The sequence below is a fragment of the Micromonospora sp. WMMD987 genome, assembly GCF_029581435.1.
GTDB classification, from domain to species: Bacteria; Actinomycetota; Actinomycetes; order Mycobacteriales; family Micromonosporaceae; genus Micromonospora; species Micromonospora rifamycinica.
In genome coordinates this window covers 5,508,496-5,526,520 of sequence record NZ_CP120861.1, presented here as the reverse complement: position 1 = coordinate 5,526,520, position 18,025 = coordinate 5,508,496, and the positions used below count along the sequence as shown (strand labels likewise).

At 71.8% G+C, this 18,025-nt stretch carries 14 protein-coding genes and 2 pseudogenes; 14 read left to right on the top strand and 2 right to left on the bottom strand.

What is annotated here, in order from left to right:
* The first annotated feature begins 182 nt into the window (after positions 1 to 182).
* From O7612_RS23245 to O7612_RS23215, 7 genes and pseudogenes are all read left to right on the top strand, one after another.
* A complete protein-coding gene (locus O7612_RS23245) occupies positions 183 to 1,610 on the top strand; it encodes a deoxyguanosinetriphosphate triphosphohydrolase family protein (RefSeq protein ID WP_282267334.1) in 1,428 nt (475 codons plus the stop codon).
* A gap of 144 nt (positions 1,611 to 1,754) precedes the next feature.
* Positions 1,755 to 2,588 (top strand): siderophore-interacting protein, encoded by an 834-nt coding sequence (locus tag O7612_RS23240; protein ID WP_282267333.1) that lies wholly within the window; start codon positions 1,755 to 1,757, stop codon positions 2,586 to 2,588.
* A gap of 100 nt (positions 2,589 to 2,688) precedes the next feature.
* Positions 2,689 to 4,332, top strand: coding sequence for a BCCT family transporter (locus O7612_RS23235; protein WP_282267332.1), 1,644 nt, complete (start codon positions 2,689 to 2,691; stop codon positions 4,330 to 4,332).
* An 86-nt stretch (positions 4,333 to 4,418) separates the two neighbouring features.
* Complete coding sequence (gene dnaG / locus O7612_RS23230; protein WP_282267331.1) at positions 4,419 to 6,293, top strand: DNA primase; 1,875 nt, start codon at positions 4,419 to 4,421, stop codon at positions 6,291 to 6,293.
* Between the two features lie 488 nt (positions 6,294 to 6,781).
* Positions 6,782 to 7,210 (top strand): annotated as a pseudogene (locus tag O7612_RS23225) (hypothetical protein); the annotation flags it as partial.
* 354 nt (positions 7,211 to 7,564) lie between these two features.
* Positions 7,565 to 7,687 carry a hypothetical protein gene (locus tag O7612_RS23220; RefSeq protein ID WP_282274117.1) on the top strand — a complete coding sequence of 41 codons (123 nt, stop codon included), beginning with the start codon at positions 7,565 to 7,567 and terminating at the stop codon, positions 7,685 to 7,687.
* Positions 7,678 to 7,845, top strand: a pseudogene (locus tag O7612_RS23215) (DUF397 domain-containing protein); the annotation flags it as partial. The gene O7612_RS23220 and the pseudogene O7612_RS23215, both read left to right, overlap by 10 nt.
* 33 nt (positions 7,846 to 7,878) lie before the next feature.
* Here the strand turns inward: O7612_RS23215 and O7612_RS23210 are convergent.
* Entirely contained in the window at positions 7,879 to 8,484 is a 606-nt protein-coding gene (locus O7612_RS23210; protein ID WP_282265593.1) for an IS630 family transposase, read from the bottom strand.
* Positions 8,463 to 8,930 carry a winged helix-turn-helix domain-containing protein gene (locus tag O7612_RS23205; protein WP_231932599.1) on the bottom strand — a complete coding sequence of 156 codons (468 nt, stop codon included), beginning with the start codon at positions 8,928 to 8,930 and terminating at the stop codon, positions 8,463 to 8,465. Before O7612_RS23205 ends, O7612_RS23210 begins: the two co-directional genes overlap by 22 nt.
* A 140-nt stretch (positions 8,931 to 9,070) precedes the next feature.
* Here O7612_RS23205 and O7612_RS23200 point away from each other — a divergent pair, with 140 nt between their 5' ends.
* From O7612_RS23200 to O7612_RS23170, 7 genes are all read left to right on the top strand, one after another.
* On the top strand, positions 9,071 to 9,262 hold the full coding sequence (locus O7612_RS23200) for a DUF397 domain-containing protein (RefSeq protein ID WP_282267330.1): 192 nt from the start codon (positions 9,071 to 9,073) through the stop codon (positions 9,260 to 9,262).
* A gap of 371 nt (positions 9,263 to 9,633) precedes the next feature.
* On the top strand, positions 9,634 to 10,788 hold the full coding sequence (locus tag O7612_RS23195; protein WP_282267329.1) for a YihY/virulence factor BrkB family protein: 1,155 nt from the start codon (positions 9,634 to 9,636) through the stop codon (positions 10,786 to 10,788).
* Positions 10,789 to 11,272: 484 nt separating this feature from the next.
* The gene (locus tag O7612_RS23190) at positions 11,273 to 12,451 is read left to right on the top strand and encodes an ROK family transcriptional regulator (protein ID WP_067312949.1); all 1,179 of its coding nucleotides are present in this window, start codon (positions 11,273 to 11,275) and stop codon (positions 12,449 to 12,451) included.
* A 55-nt stretch (positions 12,452 to 12,506) separates the two neighbouring features.
* Positions 12,507 to 14,096 carry a sugar ABC transporter ATP-binding protein gene (locus tag O7612_RS23185; protein ID WP_282267328.1) on the top strand — a complete coding sequence of 530 codons (1,590 nt, stop codon included), beginning with the start codon at positions 12,507 to 12,509 and terminating at the stop codon, positions 14,094 to 14,096.
* Between the two features lie 31 nt (positions 14,097 to 14,127).
* Entirely contained in the window at positions 14,128 to 15,246 is a 1,119-nt protein-coding gene (locus O7612_RS23180; RefSeq protein WP_282267327.1) for an ABC transporter permease, read from the top strand.
* Between the two features lie 125 nt (positions 15,247 to 15,371).
* Complete coding sequence (locus tag O7612_RS23175) at positions 15,372 to 16,427, top strand: substrate-binding domain-containing protein (protein WP_282267326.1); 1,056 nt, start codon at positions 15,372 to 15,374, stop codon at positions 16,425 to 16,427.
* Between the two features lie 20 nt (positions 16,428 to 16,447).
* Positions 16,448 to 17,656, top strand: coding sequence for a Gfo/Idh/MocA family oxidoreductase (locus O7612_RS23170; protein WP_282267325.1), 1,209 nt, complete (start codon positions 16,448 to 16,450; stop codon positions 17,654 to 17,656).
* Positions 17,657 to 18,025: the final 369 nt, after the last annotated feature.

Here is an 18,025-nt window from a genome sequence, read left to right as displayed (position 1 = left end):
GGCCGCTTGCCGGTGGGCGTCGCGCGTCCGGCGTCTGGCTGTCCGGTGCCCGGTGTCTGGTGTCCGGTGCCCGGTGTCCGGCGCGGCTGGGCGTCCGCGTCCCGATGCCCGGGCTGTCCGGGCGCGTCGCGGCGTAACCTGGGTGCCCACGACCACGGGGTACGACCGGGAAGGGTGGCCGGATGGTGGAGTTTCCCGCCGCACCAGCCGCCGGGCAGGCGTCCGACGCCCAGGGGTTCGACGCGCAGCGGTTCGACGCCCAGGGGTTCGACGCGCAGGCGTTCGACGCGCAGCGGTGGGCCGAGGAGCCGCCGAAGGACACCGGCCACGGCCGGTCGCCGTACGAGCGGGACCGCGCCCGGGTACTGCACTCGGCGGCCTTCCGCCGGCTCGCCGCGAAGACCCAGGTGCACGTCGCCGGCACCGACGACTTCCTGCGTACCCGGCTGACCCACTCGCTGGAGGTGGCCCAGATCGCCCGGGAGATGGGTGCCCGGCTCGGCTGCGACCCCGACCTGGTGGACACCGCCGGGCTGGCCCACGACCTCGGGCACCCGCCGTTCGGACACAACGGCGAGGACACCCTCGACGGGCTCGCCGCGCCCTGCGGCGGCTTCGAGGGCAACGCGCAGACCCTGCGGGTGCTCACCCGGCTGGAGGCCAAGGTGCTCGCCCCCGACGGCAGCCCCGCCGGGCTCAACCTGACCCGGGCCGCGCTCGACGCGGTCAGCAAGTACCCGTGGCCCCGCCGCCCCGGGCTGCGCAAGTTCGGCGCGTACGGCGACGACCGCCCGGTCTTCGACTGGCTGCGCGCCGGCACCCCCGCCACCCCGGCCCGACCCCCTGCCGACGTGCCTGGTACCGGCGTGCCCGGTGCCGAGGGGGCCGGCGGCGACCCGTTCGACGGTGCCCGTCGCTGCCTCGAGGCGCAGGTGATGGACTGGGCCGACGACGTGGCGTACTCGGTGCACGACGTCGAGGACGGCATCCACGGCGGCTACGTCTCGTTGCGTCCCCTCCTCGACGACCCGGACGAGCGTGCGGCGCTCTGCGCCGACGTGGCCGCGGTCTACTCGGGAGAGTCGCCGGACCATCTCGGCGGAGTGCTGGTCGAGCTGCTCGCCGATCCGGTGCTCACCCCGCTGGCCGGGTACGACGGCAGCCACCGGGCGCAGGTCGCGCTCAAGGCCACCACCAGCGTGCTCACCGGCCGGTTCGTGGCGACCGTGGTGGGGGCGACCCGGGAGCGCTTCGGCCCCGGCCCCCACCACCGGTACGCCGCCGACCTGGTGGTGCCGCGCCGGATCAGGGCACAGTGCGCGCTGCTCAAGGGCATCGCCTGGCGGTACGTCATGTGCCGTCCCGACGCCCGCGCCCGCTACCTGCGACAACGGGAGGTGATCACGGAACTGGTCGCCGCGCTCACCGAACGCGCCCCGGAAGCCCTCGACCCGGTCTTCGCCCCGCTGTGGCGAGAAGCCGCGGACGACCGCGCCCGCCTCCGCGTGGTCATCGACCAGGTCGCCTCCCTCACCGACCCCGCCGCCCTGACCTGGCACACCCGCCTGACCCAGGTCACCCCTAACCCCCCGCCCCCGGGAGCCCGGTGATCAAGAGGTTCACGCCAGTTTGGTGATCAACTTTGCCCTGTACCTCTTGATCACCGAGGGCTGGCGGGGCGGGCCGGGACGGGTCGGTCCGCCCGGGGCGGGGGTGAGGGTGGGGGGTGGGGGAGTTAGGGTAGCCTTAGTGACATGGTTGAGCGGGTCAGGTCGGTCACGTCGGCGCGGGTGGTGCGGGTGGGACGGCCCACGCCGCATCTGGTGCGGCTCGTGCTCGGCGGTGAGGAGTTGACCGGGCTGCCGGTCGGGGAGTTCACCGACCACTACATCAAGCTGGTGTTTCCGCCGGCCGGCGTGGACCTGCCGAGGCCGCTGGACCTGACGGCGATCAAGCGGGAGCTGCCCCGTGAGCAGTGGCCCCGGCTGCGGGCGTACACCGTGCGGGCCTGGGACGCCTCGGTCGGCGAGCTGACCGTCGACGTGGTGCACCACGGTGACGAGGGGGTGGCCGGGCCGTGGGCGGCCCGGCTGCGGCCCGGCGACGAGGTGCTGTTCACCGGCCCCGGTGGGGCGTACGCGCCGGATCCGACGGCGGACTGGCACCTGCTGGTGGGCGACGAGAGCGCACTGCCGGCGATCGGCGCGGCGTTGGAGCGGCTGCCCGAGGGAGCCCCGGCGGTCGTCCTGGTCGAGATCGCCGACCCGGCCGACGAGCAGTCGTTGTCCAGCCCCGGCGCGGTGGCGTTGACCTGGCTGCACCGGGCCGGACGACCGGTCGGCGAGGCCCTGGTCGAGGCGGTACGGGCGCTGGAGTTCCCGCCCGGTCGGGTGCACGCCTTCGTGCACGGCGAGGCCACCTTCGTCAAGGAGCTGCGCCGGCTGCTGCGGGTCGAGCGGGGGGTGCCCCGGGAGGCGCTGTCCATCTCCGGCTACTGGCGGCAGGGCATGGACGACGAGGGCTGGCGCTCCACCAAGCAGGACTGGAACCGCCAGGTGGAGGCCGAGGAGGCCGAAGTCCTGACCTGAGCACCGTCCACGGGTCGTGGGAATGGGCGCACCCGTCCACGGGTCGTGGGAATGGGCGTAATCGCCTGCTACCGGGGTCGCCGGGCGGGACGATGTGACCATGGCTGAGCGGGCGCGGGACGTCGGTACGCGGTCGGGTGGCAGGCCCGACCCGGTGGTGCTCGCCCTGGGCGTCGGCGGGGTGCTGGCGGTCGTGCTCTGGGGGGTGTCCGCGCGCGGTTCGCTGGCCGGCTTCGGCGAGTCCGGGCTGGCCTGGGTGATCGGCACCTTCGGCTGGTTCTTCGTCGTCGCGGCGGACGCCTTCCTGGTGCTCGCGCTGGTCGTCGCGACCTCACGCTACGGCCGGATCCGGCTGGGTGCCGACGACGACGAGCCGGAGTTCAGCACGCTGGCCTGGGTTGCCATGATGTTCAGCGCCGGGATGGGCATCGGTCTGGTCTTCTTCGCGGTGGCCGAGCCGATCCAGCACTACGCCATCCCGCCGCCGGCCACCGGCGTCGCGGCACAGACCCCGGCCGCCGGGGCGGCGGCCATGCGGTACACGCTCTTCCACTGGACGCTGCACCCGTGGGCGATCTACGCCGTCACCGCGCTGGCGCTGGCGTACTCGACGTTCCGTCGGGGGCGGGACAACCGGATCTCGGCCGCGTTCCGCCCGCTGCTCGGCGCGCGGGCCGACGGGGTGGCCGGTCGGGCCGTCGACCTGCTCGCCGTCTTCGCCACGGTCTTCGGTTCGGCCACCAGCCTCGGCCTCGGCGCGCTCCAGGTGGCCGCCGGTCTGGACCTGGTGGCCGGCGTACCGGACACCCGGTCGGTGGAACTGACGGTGATCGGCGCGCTCACCCTGGCCTTCGTCGTCTCGGCCTTCTCCGGCCTGCACCGGGGGGTCAAGTGGCTGTCCACCGCCAACGTCCTGCTGGCCCTACTGCTGATGATCTTCGTGTTCGTGGTGGGGCCGACGATCTACACGCTGGAGGTGCTGCCCGCGTCGATCGGCGACTACCTCAGCAGCCTGGTGTTCATGTCCACCCGTACCGGCGCGTTCTCCGACCCGGCGTGGCTCGGGTCCTGGACGATCTTCTACTGGGCCTGGTGGATCTCCTGGGCGCCGTTCGTCGGCACCTTCATCGCGCGGATCTCGCGCGGGCGGACCGTGCGTCAGTTCCTGGTCGGGGTCCTGCTGGTGCCCAGCGGGGCGAGCGCGATCTGGTTCGCGATCATGGGCGGCAGCGCCCTGCGTACCCAGGCCACCGGCACCCGCGATCTGGTGGCCGACGTCGGGGCGGGCAGCGAGCAGGCGCTGTTCGGCCTGCTGGACGCGCTACCGCTGGGCACCGTCACCAGCGTGCTGGCCATGGTGCTCATCGCGCTCTACTTCGTGACCAGCGCCGACTCGGCGTCGCTGGTGCTGGGGTCGCTCACCTCGGGCGGCGCACTGCGCCCGCACCGCGTACTCGTGGTGCTCTGGGGGGTGCTGATCGGGGCGGTCGCCGCCGCGTTGCTGCTCGCCGGGGGCCTGGCCGCCCTGCAACAGGCGACCATCATGGTGGCGCTGCCGTTCGTGGTGGTGATGCTCGGGCTCGCCGTGGCGCTGCTGCGCGACATGGCCCGGGACCCGGCGGTCAACCCGCACCCGGACCGGGGACGGCGGTCCGGCCTGTCCGCCGCCGTGCGGGCCGCCCGGTCGTACGACGAGGAGGACCCGCCCCCGGTCACCCGCTGGCTGCACCGCCCTCCCCGCTGAGCCGGGCGTTCGTCACCCGGCCGTCCCCCGCCCGACGGATCGTCGGTCCGGCAGGGCAGGATGGAGGACCGAGGGGGTGGCGCCGCATGGCTGGGCGGATCAGGGACGAGGACATCGCGTTGGTCCGCGAGCGCACCTCCATCGCCGAGGTCATCTCGGACACGGTGACCCTCAAGTCGGCCGGCGGCGGCAACCTCAAGGGCCTGTGCCCGTTCCACGACGAGAAGAGCCCGTCGTTCAACGTCTCGCCGGCCCGCAACGTCTTCTACTGCTTCGGCTGCGGGGTCGGCGGCGACGCGATCAAGTTCCTGATGGACGCCGAGCACCTCACCTTCGTCGAGTCCGTCGAGCGGCTCGCCGACCGGGCCGGCATCCAGCTGCGGTACGTCGAGGGTGACCAGGCCGCCCCCCGGTCCCGCCCGCAGCAGGGGCAGAAGCAGCGGCTGGTGGCGGCGCACGCCGCCGCCGTGGAGTTCTACCAGGCACAGCTCACCACGGCCGGCGCCCGTCCGGCCCGGGAGTTCCTGGCCCGGCGCGGCTTCGACCGGGCCGCCGCCCAGCGGTACGGCTGCGGCTTCGCCCCGGACGCCTGGGACCTGCTCACCAAGCACCTGCGGCAGCAGGGGTTCACCCACGACGAGCTGGTCACCGGTGGGCTGTCCCGGCCGTCCCGCTCGGGCACCCTGATCGACCGGTTCCGTCGCCGGCTGATGTGGCCGATCCGGGACATCGCCGGTGACGTGATCGGGTTCGGGGCGCGGAAACTCTTCGACGACGACGACGGCCCGAAGTACCTGAACACCCCCGAGACGCCGATCTACAAGAAGTCGCACGTCCTCTACGGCATCGACCAGGCCAAGCGGGAGATCGCCAAGCAGGGCCGGGTGGTCGTCGTCGAGGGGTACACCGACGTGATGGCCTGCCACCTGGCCGGGGTGCCCACGGCGGTGGCGACCTGCGGCACCGCCTTCGGCGCGGACCACATCGGCGTACTGCGCCGGCTGCTGCTCGACACCGACGCGGTGGCCGGTGAGGTCATCTTCACCTTCGACGGGGACGCCGCCGGGCAGAAGGCCGCGCTGCGCGCCTTCGAGGACGACCAGCGTTTCGTCGGGCGTACCTTCATCGCGGTCAGCCCGGACAACATGGACCCGTGCGACCTGCGGTTGGCAAAGGGCGACCTGGCGATCCGCGACCTGGTGGCCCGGCGCGAGCCGCTGGTCGACTTCGCCCTGCGGCACGTCATCAACCGCTACGACCTGGACACGGTGGACGGCCGGGTGGAGGCGATGCGCCGGGCCGCCCCGCTGGTCGCCAAGATCAAAGACCGGGAGAAGCGCCCCGAGTACGTCCGCAAGCTCGCCGGTGACCTCGGTATGGAGATCGAGCCGGTGCAGCGGGCCGTGCTGGCCGCCGCCCATGCCCCGGGCGAGCGGGAGACGGCCGACCCGCCGCGGGGCCGGACCCGTCCGGCCGCGCCGGCCGTGGACAGCCCGGAGTCGATGGTCGAGCGGGAGGCGCTGAAGCTCGCCCTCCAGGAGCCGGTCCTCGCCGGGCCGATGTTCGACGCGGTCGAGGCCGCCGAGTACCGGCACCCGGTGCACGCGGCGGTCCGTACCGCGATCGCGGCGGCCGGCGGGGTGGCGGCGGCCGGTGGCGGCGCGGTGTGGATCGAGGCGGTCCGGGATGCCTGCGCGGACCTCGCCGCCCAGGCGCTGGTCAGCGAGCTGGCCGTGGAGCCACTGCGGATCGACGGCGAACCCGACCCGAGGTACGTCTCCAGCACCCTCGCCCAGTTGCAGTGGGGCTCGGTGACCGCCCGGATCCGGGACCTCAAGTCCAAGATCCAGCGGATCAACCCGGTCAACCAGAAGGACGAGTACTTCGCCCTCTTCGGGGAACTGCTCTCGCTGGAACAGCACGCGCGGGCACTGCGCGAGCAGGCCGCAGGAGGACTCTGATGGGACTGTTCGGCCGCAAACCCAAGCTGCCATCCACCGCCCGCCCCGCGCTGGCCGCCGGTGAACGGGTGCTCGCCTGGGCCGCCGTCACCGGAAACAGCGTAAGCACCACCGCCCCGGCCACCCCGGGTGCCGATGCCACCGCCCCGGCCACCACCGGTTCCGGTGTCGGCGTATCGGCCGCCCCGGGTGACGGTGCCGCCGCCTCGGCCGTCACGGGTGCCGGTGTCGGCGTATCGGCCGCCCCGGGTGACGGTGCCGCCGCCTCGGCCGTCATGGGTTCCGGTGTCGGCGTATCGGCCGCCCCGGGTGACGGTGCCGCCGCCTCGGCCGTCATGGGTTCCGGTGTCGGCGTATCGGCCGCCCCGGGTGACGGTACCGCCGCCCCGGCCGTCACGGGTTCCGGTACCGCCGCCCCGGCGAACACCGGTGCCGCCGCCTCGGCCGCCGAAGGTGCCGCTGCGCCGGTCACCACCGGTTCCGGTGCCGGGGTGCTGGTGGCCACCAACCTCGGGCTCTGGCTGCCCGGCCGGGAGGACAGGCTGGGGTGGCACGACATCCTCAAGGCCGTCTGGTCCGGGCGGGAGCTGACCGTCACGGTGGCGGAGACGGTCGCCGAGCGGGACGGCTACCAGGTGGTCGCCGACCGGCCCGCCGGGACGTACCTGCTGCTCGATCCGGGGGACCTGCCGCACCAGGTGCGTGCCAGGGTGACCCGCTCGGTGGCGTACACCCAGCAGCACCCGGTGCCCGGCGGCTCGGGCCGGATCGCGGCCCGGCGGGTGGCCGGGGTGGACGGTCTGACCTGGACGGTCCGCTACGACCCCGGCACCCCGGTCGACGCCGACGAGGTACGCGACGAGACCGATCAGCTCGTCGCCGCCGCCCGCGCCGCCACCGCCCCCGCCGACCTCTGACCCCGACCTGCCCGACGGCCGCACCTCAGGCGGTACCCTGCCTCCCGGTAGCGACCCGGCGGCGCCAGGCCGGGGAGGCCACCCCGGCGAGCCGCCCACCACGGCGGTCACCAGGCAGGGTGGCGGACCTCGCGGCAGCGTAGATCTTGGAGGGAAATGGCCCCTATGGGGGCCAAAATCTTCCAAGGTCTATCCGCTCGGGTCACCGGGGCCGCGCCCACGTCAGAATGCGTTCGGTCAGGTCCTGCGGTGTCTCCCCGTCGTGCAGGGTGGCGAAATCGCTCATGGCCTCGCACAGCAGGGTGCCGAGGTAGACCAGCAGGGCGGTCCGGTCCTCGCGGTACTCCCCGAGCAGTGATCGACCGTTCCGACTTCCTGCGGCAGATGGTCGAGGTATGGGAGTCGATCCGGGGCGAGGCCCTATCGCAGCAGCAGTCTCTTGAGTTGATGGCGGAAATGGCGGAGACATGGATCTGAGCGGTGCCCAATGGCGCAAGAGCAGCCGCAGCAACGGCCAGGGTGGGGCTTGCGTTGAAGTGGCGGACAACCTGTCCGGCGTGGTGGCCGTGCGGGATTCCAAGGACCCGGACGGGCCGGTGCTGGCCTTCGGCCCCGCGACATGGCAGCAATTCGTGTCAAGCGTGCGAGGCGCTACAGATCTTGAATGGTCAGGTTGTGTCGGGTTCGAGTGTCAGGCCGGTGTGAGCGAGGAAGCCGTCGAGTAGGTCGGTGCGGTACTGGATGCTCTTGAGACGGTTCTTGATGATCGCCTGGAGGTGATCGACGCCAGTGACGGCGAGGTTGCCGATGCTGCGTTTGAGGTGGGACCACACGGCCTCGGTGGGATTCAGGTCCGGGGCGTAAGCGGGTAGTCGGATGACGGTCAGCCAGTCCCGGGCGTCGATCATCTGCCGCATGGCGGCGCTGACGTGGGTGTTGAGGTTGTCCCAGATCAGCACGATCGGGCCGTCGAGTTGTTGGTGGGCGGCGTCGAGGAGGGCGATGTAGTCGCGTTCGCTGAAGCTGCGCCGCTCGTTCTTGCGGCGGCGGTGCACGATCGTGCGGTAGATGAACCGCGACCGCTGGCCGGGCCGGTAGCAGGTCAGGCCGGCGATCGAGACCCGGCCGGAGCCCTTGCCCGACACCGGGACCACGGGTGTGTGCCCGCGTGGTCCCCAGGTGCGGGCCTTCGGTGGGCGCAACGTCTGACCGGCCTCGTCCTCGAAGACCAGCCACGCCTGCCGCTGCGCCGCTACCGTTTTCCCGCCGGCCACGTCTCCCGCCGCCACGTGATGATCGCGGCCTCGTCACGCTCGACCGCACGATGCGCGGGGACCTGCACCGACCAGCCCAGCCGGTACATGATGTTCGCCGTCCCGCGCAACGTGTACCGGGTGTGGAACTTCCGGGCGATCAGGTCCGACACCCGGGCCAGGGTCCACCGCTGATCGACGCCGAACCCGTGCGCCGCCGGCCCCTCGTCCAGGGCGTCAGCCAGCCGCCGCAGCCGCCCCTCGTCCAGCCGACACCGCGACCCGCCAGGCCCTTTCGACGCCAGAGCCTGTTCACCACCGGCCCGCCACCGCTTACGCCACCCGTACACCGCGGTCCGCGACACCCGCAGCCTCCGCGCGATCTCCGGCACCGACACATCCTCGGCGAACCACCCGGCAGCCTGCCGCCGTACCGCCTCACGCTTCGCCCGCCCCCGCGCAGACAACCCACCTCCATCGGGATACCTCATCCCATCGAACTACCCCAACCCAACGTCGCCACACAGGCCACATCGGACGAACCTGACCATTCAAGATCTGTATCGCAACAGCAGTTCCTCGAACTGATGTCGGAGGTGGCGGAGACGTGGATCTGAGCGGCGCTCGATGGCGAAAGAGCACCTGTAGCAACGGTGGCGGCGGTGCCTGCATCGAGGTGGCCGGCAATCTGCCCGGTGTGGTGGCGGTGCGGGATTCCAAGGACCGGTGTGGGCCGGTGCTGACTTTCGAGTCATCAGCCTCGCGTGCGTTCGCGGCGCGGGTGGGTGGCCGGTCCTGACGGTCGAGATTCGTGGCGTTGCGTTCCCGAGCAGGGCCGCCACTCCGGATTTCCCTCGGGCCGCCGTTTTTGGGGAGAGTTGTTGTCGCTGGAGCGACAACAACTCTGCACAAGCCTGCGGAAGCCCCCGGTCCTTGGATCTTCACGGATCATGAACCTGGTCGGGGCGGCTGATCAGGGGGCGCTCGGGATCAGCCGAATTCCATCCATGTTCTCGGATCTTGTGGCGGAGGCCCGGCGTTCATGGCCTCGACCTGTCTCGGACCGGTCGTCGTCTGCCGGCGAGGTGACGGGTCTGTGCTGCCGGTTTAGTCGGCGGGGTCGGTGGGGCATGTCGGAGGGCGACATCCGCAGATCCCCGAGGAGGGGCGATGGCCTCCGACGAGACCCACGCCGACCGCGACGACGCGGCCACCGTGGCCGCTACCCGGCGTCCCCGGGACCGGTCGGATGACCGACCGGCCGGTGACCGTCCATCGGGCGAGCGTGTGTCCGGCGAGTCCGTGTCCGGTGACCGGCCGCGAGGCGACCGGCGGGAGGCGGACGCGCGTACCCGGCCGGTCGGTCCCGACGACGGCCCGGACAGCCCCGCCGACCTGCATCGGGCGGACTGGAAGGCGGCGCTCAAGCGCACCGGTCGGGAGTTCCAGGAGGACAGCCTGACCGACTGGGCCGCCGCCCTGACCTACTACGGGGTGTTGTCGATCTTCCCCGGGATGCTGGTGTTGATCTCGATCCTCGGCCTGCTCGGCGAGCGGGCCACCAGCGGGGTGCGGGACACGGTCGGCCAGGTGGTGCCGGAGGAGAACATCCGTACCATCATCGAGACCGCGATCGACCAGGCCGGTCAGTCCGGTGGGCTGGCCAGCATCGCCGCGATCGTCGGTCTGGTCGCCGCCTTCTGGTCGGCCTCCGGTTACGTGGGCGCGTTCATGCGGGCCTCGAACAGCATCTACGACGTGCCGGAGGGGCGGCCGGTGTGGAAGACGCTGCCGATCCGGCTCGGGGTGACCGCCCTGGTCGGGCTGCTGCTGCTCGCCGCCGCGGTGATCGTGGTCTTCACCGGCGGGCTGGCCGAGCAGGCGGGCAGTGCCATCGGGCTCGGCTCCACGGCGGTGACGGTGTGGAACGTCGCCAAGTGGCCGGTGCTGCTGGTGCTGGTCAGCCTGATGTTCGCCATCCTCTACTGGGCCTCGCCGAACGCCCGGCACGGCGGTTTCCGCTGGGTCAGCCCGGGTGGCGTGCTGGCGGTGCTGCTCTGGCTGCTCGTCTCCGGCCTCTTCGCGGCGTACGTCAGCAACTTCGGGTCGTACAACAAGACCTACGGCGCGCTGGCGGGCGTGATCATCTTCTTGGTCTGGCTCTGGCTGAGCAACATCGCCATCCTGCTCGGTGCCGAGTTCGACGCCGAGTTGGAGCGGGGCCGGGCCATCGCCGCAGGTCACGACCCCGACGAGGAGCCGTACGTGGAGCTGCGGGACGACCGCAAGTTGCGCAAGAAGCGCAACGCCGCCCCCGGACGCTGACGCCTGCCGACGTCGACCCGCCCCGTCGTCGGACACCACCGGCCGTCGGGCACCACCGGTCGTCGGGCACCACCGGCCGTCGGACACCACCGGCCGTCGGACACCACCGGTCGTCGACATCCCTGGCCCCTGACCGTCGACATCCCCGCCGCTGACACCACAGACCTCCCGTGCACCTTCCGCCCCGCCGCGCTCCCTGCGGCGGGGCGGCTGTTTGCCGAGGTGCTGCCCGCTCTGGTAGGGGTTTCGCCGCCCGTCGCCGGCCCGATGTGTGAGGGTCACCACCGTAGCGGTAGCAGGTCGTTGCGGGTCTTTCTCGTTCTGTCAACCTTTTCTTGATCCACTATTAGCTTTTGTTCGTTCGGACAAAAGTTGCCATCGGAACGACTGAAGGTATGGACACGTGCCTCGGAAGTCTCTTACTGTGTCGACCACAACACAACGGCGTGACGTGAATGTGAACCCTGAGGCGGAGGTGAGTCCCGTGCGGACGGCAGATCCCCTGCACGTGCAGCTCTTGCGGCTGCTCCGTGACGAGGGGCCCGCGTCCCGGGCCGAGTTGGGCGACCGGTTGCAGATGCCCCGCCCCCGGCTCCTCGCCGAGCTGGAACGCCTGGTCGGGCTGGGCCTGGTGGCCGAGGCCGGACTGGCCGCCTCCCGTGGCGGACGCCGCTCCACCCTCGTCGAGTTGAACCCCGACCTCCGGTTCGCCGCCGTCGACATGGGCGCCAGCTCGATCGACGTCGAGGTGGTCAACGGCCGGCTGGAGCCGGTCGCCGCGTACGCCGAGGCCGCCGACATCCGTTCCGGCCCGAAGGTCATCCTGCACCGGGTCAACGAGCTGCTGCACAAGGCCCGGGTGGACGGGGCGTACGAGCGGCTCAACGGGGTGGGCGTCGGGGTGCCCGGGCCGGTGAGCTTCCGCGACGGGCTGCCGGTGTCGCCGCCGATCATGCCCGGGTGGGACCGCTACCCGGTGCGCGAACTGCTCAGCCGGGAGCACGGCTGCCCGGCGGTGGTCGACAACGACGTCAACATCATGGCGATCGGGGAGCGGCACGGGGGGGTGGCGCACTCGGTCGACGACTTCCTCTTCGTCAAGATCGGCACCGGAATAGGGTGTGGGATCTACCTCAGCGGCGACGTCTACCGGGGCACCGACGGCTGCGCCGGGGACATCGGGCACATCCAGGCCGATGCCGGGGGGCCGACCTGCTCTTGCGGCAACGCCGGGTGCCTGGAGGCCGTGTTCAGCGGTGCGGCCCTGGCCCGGGAGGCCGGCGTCGCCGCCCGTACCGGCAGCTCGCCGGCGCTCGCCGAGCGGCTCGCCGAGCGGGGCGCGGTGTCCGCCCGCGACGTGGCCGAGGCGGCGATCGAGGGCGACGTGGTCTGCATCCAGCTCATCCGCGACGGGGGTCGCCGGGTCGGGCAGGTGCTGGCCGGGCTGGTCAGCTTCACCAACCCGTCGATGATCGTCATCGGCGGCGGGCTGGCCCACCTCGGGCACATCCTGCTCGCCGAGATCCGCAGTGTGGTATACCGCCGGTCGCTGCCGCTGGCCACCGGCAACCTACCGGTCGTCCTGTCCGAGCTGGGACCGCGCGCCGGTGTCGCCGGTGCGGCCGTCCTCGCCAGCGACGTCGCCTTCGGGGAGGCATCGTGAGCGCGAGGAGTGAGCCGGTTTTGCGAGCCCCGCAGTCGCGAATGGAGACCCCCCGATGAGCGCCGAGTCGAACACCGCTGCGGGGGACAAGGCCCCGCTGGTCGAGGCACCCGCCGACACCGTCGCCGGTGAGGTGGTGCTCCGGCTGACCGACGTGGTCAAGACCTTCCCCGGGGTGCGCGCCCTGGACGGCGTGCAGCTCGAGGTGCGGGCCGGTGAGGTGCACTGCCTGCTCGGGCAGAACGGCGCGGGCAAGTCCACCCTGATCAAGGTGCTCGCCGGGGTGCACCGGCCGGACTCCGGGCAGGTGGAGTGGCGCGGCGAGCCGGCGCACTTCACCAACCCGCAGGCCGCCATGCGTGCCGGCATCGCCACCATCTATCAGGAACTCGACCTGGTGGACGACCTGTCGGTGGCCGAGAACGCCTTCCTCGGCCACGAGCCGAAGGTCGCCGGGTTCGTCCGGCGCGGGCTGATGGCCCGGCGTACCCGGGAGATCCTGAGCCGGCTCGGCCACGGTGAGATCCCGCCCGGCCGGATGGTCCGGGCGCTGCCGGCCGCCGGCAAGCAGGTGGTCAGCATGGCCCGCGCGCTCTCCCATGAGGCCCGGCTGATCATCATGGACGAGCCGAGCGCGGTGCTGGCCCACGACGAGGTGGACAACCTCTTCCGGATCATCCGGGAACTCACCGCCCAGGGCATCGCGGTCATCTACATCTCGCACCGGATGGAGGAGATCCGCGAGATCGGCGACCGGGTCACCGTACTCAAGGACGGCCGGACCACCGCGGCGAACCTGCCGGCCCGGGACACCCCGACCCGCGACCTGGTCGCCCGGATGACCGGCCGGAACATCGAGTACGTCTTCCCGGACCGCCCGACCGCGACGACCGCCGGCGACGAGCTGCTGCGGGTCGAGGGGCTGAGCCGGACCGGTGAGTTCGCCGACGTGTCGCTCAGCGTCCGCCCGGGTGAGATCGTCGGCATCGCCGGGCTGGTCGGTTCCGGCCGCTCGGAACTGCTGGAGACGATCTACGGGGCCCGCCGCGCCGAGTCCGGCACCGTCCGGATGGCCGGCCGGGCACTGCGTCCGGGCAGCGTCGGCGCGGCCGTACGGGCCGGCATGGGGATGGCGCCGGAGGAGCGCAAGAGCCAGGCGCTGCTGCTCGGCGAGCCGATCCACCGCAACGTCACCCTGGCCACCTTCACCCGGTACGCCCGCCTCGGCTTCACCAACGCCGGGCGGGAGCGCAAGGAGGCGGAGCGGATCGCCGACGACCTCCAGCTGCGGCCCAACGACGTGCGCCGGGCGGTACGCACCCTGTCCGGCGGCAACCAGCAGAAGGTGGTGGTCGGGCGCTGGCTGCTCGGCGACACCCGGCTGCTGCTGCTCGACGAGCCGACCCGGGGGGTGGACGTGGGCGCCCGTGCCGAGTTGTACCGGGTGATCCGCGGGCTGGCCGCCCAGGGGGTCGGCGTGCTGCTGGTCTCCAGCGAGGTGCCCGAGGTGCTCGGTCTGGCCGACCGGGTGCTGGTGATGCGCGAGGGCCGGATGGTGCGCGAGGCGCCCGCCGGCGAACTGGACGAGAACACCGTGCTCGACCTCGTCATGGCGGGGTCTCTGATGGAAGGCGCGCCGGCATGAGCGAGCGCAGTGAGCATAACGAGGTGACCGCATGAGTGAGTCGACCGGTACCGCGACGCCGGACCGGCCGGCGGACCTGCCGGCCCAGTCCCCGCCGGTCGATCCGGCGGTGACCGAGTCGATCAAGGAGAAGCCCAGGACGGGCGGGTTGTCCTTCTGGGCCGGTGACGGGGGCGAGGGGGCGAAGCGCAACCTCGGCCTGATCGGGGTGCTGGTGGTGCTGGTCGTGATCGGTGCGGCCACCCGCTGGGACCTCTACTCCAACCCGGACTGGGTGTGGGGCAACACGCTGACCATCCTCAAGCTCGCCTCGGTGGTCGGGGTGGTCACCGTCGGGATGACCTTCGTGATCATCGGCGGCGGCATCGACCTGTCGGTCGGCGCGATCGTCGCCCTCGCCGGGGTGTGGGCGACCACGGTCGCCACCCAGAGCTACGGCGCGGGCGGCATGATCTTCACGGCGATCGTGGTCGGCGTGGCGGTCGGCCTGGTCAACGGCATCCTCATCTCGTACGGGCGGCTGGTGGCGTTCATCGCCACGCTGGCCATGATGGTCGCGGCCCGGGGTCTGGCCGCCCAGATCTCCGGCAAGCAGACCCAGGTGTCGAGCAACTCCTTCATCAACGGCATCGCCAGCACGGAACTGCTCGGCATCCCGCTGCTGGTCTACATCCTGGCCGCCGTGGTCGCCGCCGGGTGGGTGCTGCTCAACCGGACCACCTTCGGCCGGCGTACGGTCGCCGTCGGTGGCAACCCGGAGGCGGCCCGGCTCGCCGGCATCAACGTCCGGCGGCACACCCTGCTGCTCTACGCGCTCTCCGGCCTCTGCTGCGGCATCGCCGCGATCATGCTGACCGCGCAGGCCAACTCCGCCCAGGCGGCCATGGCCAACCTGTACGAGCTGGACGCGATCGCCGCGGCCATCATCGGCGGGACGCTGCTCAGCGGCGGCCGGGGCACCATCGTCGGCTCCCTGCTCGGGGTGCTGATCTTCTCCACCATCACCAACCTCTTCGCCATCAACGGCCTCTCCACCGAGGCGCAGAACATGGTCAAGGGCGGCATCATCGTCGGCGCTGTCCTGATCCAGCAGGTGCAGTTCCGCAGCGTCAGCCAGTTCTTCAGCCGTAACAAGATCACCACCGCCTGACCCGGGCGCGTCGCCCCACCGGGCGCGTCCCGACCCTCCGCAACACCACATTCCGGCGGCCGCCGACGGTGGCCGGGATCAGTACGCCCCTTTCACCCCACCATCCGTCATTTCAGGAGGTCGTCATGACCCACCCCCGTGACCTGTCCCGTCGCCGGTTGCTCTTCGGCGGCGCGGCGGTCGGCGCCGGTGTGCTCCTCGCCGGCTGCACCAGCAACGAGGCCGCGCCGACAGCGGCGCAGACCAAGGCGGCCGACAACGCCGGTGGCGGCAACGCCGCCCCCGGCAAGAAGGTCACCATCGGCTTCTCCGCGCCGGCCGCCGACCACGGCTGGATCGCCGCCATCACCAACAACGCCAAGGCCCAGGCCGGGGCGTACTCGGACGTGGACTTCAAGACCGTCGAGGCGGGCGCGGACGCGGCGGCCCAGCGGGCCGCGCTGTCCACCCTGGTCGCCCAGAAGCCGGACGTCATCGTGGTGCTGCCGCACGACGGCAAGGAGCTCAACGCCTTCGGCCTGGAGTCGATGAAGGCCGGCATCCCCGTGGTCAACCTGGACCGGGCCTTCCCGGACGCGCTGGCCTACCGGCTCCAGATCATGGGCGACAACTACGGCATGGGCGTGGCCGCCGCGAACTTCATCGTGGAGCAGCTCAAGGCCAAGGGCGTCAGCGCCCCGATCATCGGTGAGATCCCCGGCATCGACTCGCTGGAGCTGACCCAGCAGCGGTCGAAGGGCTTCGCCGACACCCTCGCCGCGGCCGGCTTCAAGGTGGCCAACCGGCGGCCGGCGGAGTTCACCGCCGACTCCGGCCAGCAGGCCGCCACCGGCCTCTTCCAGGCGCTGCCGAAGATCGACGCGGTCTGGAACCACGACGACGACCAGGGCATCGGTGTCCTGGCCGCGGTCAACCAGGCCAACCGCAAGGAGTTCTTCATGGTCGGCGGCGCCGGCTCGAAGAAGGCCATGGAGGACATCCAGGCCGACAACACGGTGCTGAAGGCGACCGTGACCTACAGCCCGTCGATGGCCTCCTCGGCCATCTCCCTGGCCCGCCTGATCGGCCAGGGCAAGGGCATGTCCGACCTGGTGGAACTCCAGGTGCCCAAGGAGATCGTGCTCGCCTCGGAGACGATCACCAAGGAGAACGCGAGCAACTACCTCAAGCTCGGGTTCTGATACACGGGGGGAGACCCACCTTGTCCACTCACCACAGCGAACTCCGGGTCGGCATGATCGGATACTCGTTCATGGGCGCCGCGCACTCACAGGCGTGGCGGACCGTGAACCGGGTGTACGAGCTGCCCGCCCGGGTTCGGATGGCGCAGATCTGCGGCCGGGACGCCGCGAAGGTCGCCGAGGCAGCCGACCGGCTGGGCTGGGACACGCACACCACAGACTGGCGTGCCCTGGTCGCCTCGGACGACATCGACGTGGTCGACATCTGCACACCAGGTGACAGCCACGCCGAGATCGCCCTCGCCGCGCTCGCCGCCGGCAAGCACGTGATCTGCGAGAAGCCGTTGGCCAACACGGTGGCCGAGGCGCGGGCGATGACCGCCGCCGCGGCCACCGCCGGTGCCGCCGGGGTCCGGTCCATGTGCGGGTTCAACTACCGCCGGGTGCCCGCCGTCGCCCTGATGCGACAGCTCGTCGCCGAGGGGCGGCTCGGGACGATCCGCCACGTCCGGGCGACATACCTCCAGGACTGGATCGTCGATCCGCAGTTCCCGCTGGTCTGGAGGTTGCAGAAGGACAAGGCTGGCTCCGGTGCCCTCGGTGACATCGGCGCGCACATCATCGACCTGACCCAGTACGTGACCGGGCAACTGGTCACCGGGGTCAGCGCGGTGACCGAGACGTTCGTCAAGGAGCGCCCGTTGCCGGGCGCGTCGAGCGGCCTGGCCGCGCAGGTCGACGGCAGTGCGGCGGAGACCGGCACGGTCACCGTCGACGACGCCGCGATCTTCGTGGCCCGGCTCGACGACGGGGCGCTGGCCACGTACGAGGCGACCCGGTTCGCCACCGGCCGCAAGAACGCCCTCCGGGTGGAGATCAACGGTTCGCTCGGCTCGGTGGTGTTCGACCTGGAACGCCTCAACGAGCTGGAGTTCTACGACGCCTCCCGGCCGGCGACCGAGCAGGGATTCACCCGGATCCTGGTCACCGAGGCGGAGCACCCGTACATGTCGGCGTGGTGGCCGCCGGGCCACATCATCGGCTACGAGCACTCCTTCACGCACGAGATGCGCGATTTCGTCGAGGCGGTCGCCAACGGTGTCGACCCCACCCCGTCGTTCGCCGACGCGTTGCAGGTCCAGCTGGTGCTGGACGCGGTGACCCGGTCGGCGGAGGCCGGTTCGCGGTGGACCGACGTCGAGCCGGCACTGGCCGCGCTCGCCGTCTGACCAGCCACCTCCGCCGTCGACCGGCGAGGGACCGGCCGCGGTTGCGCCCCGCGGCCGGGCCGGGGTCGACAGCGGAGGGCGTGCACCCGGGCCTCCCGGCCCGGGACACGCACCCGATGGCCGTCCGGTGCGGCCGGACCGGGATTCCCCGGCCGCACCGGAAGGCCGCAAGACATAGATAATGGTGATTCTGGGTACCGCTGTGGTGCCCGGACCGCCACACCATTCGTCCGGTCGAGGGCGCGCCGCCGCCGTCGGCCGGATGCGGGGAGACAGGGCCGAGACGCCGAACCGGCCCTGCCTGCCGGCCCCGTCCGCACGCCGTACGGGAGCCGGGTGTGGCGTCGACGCCGCCGACGTCGACGCCAC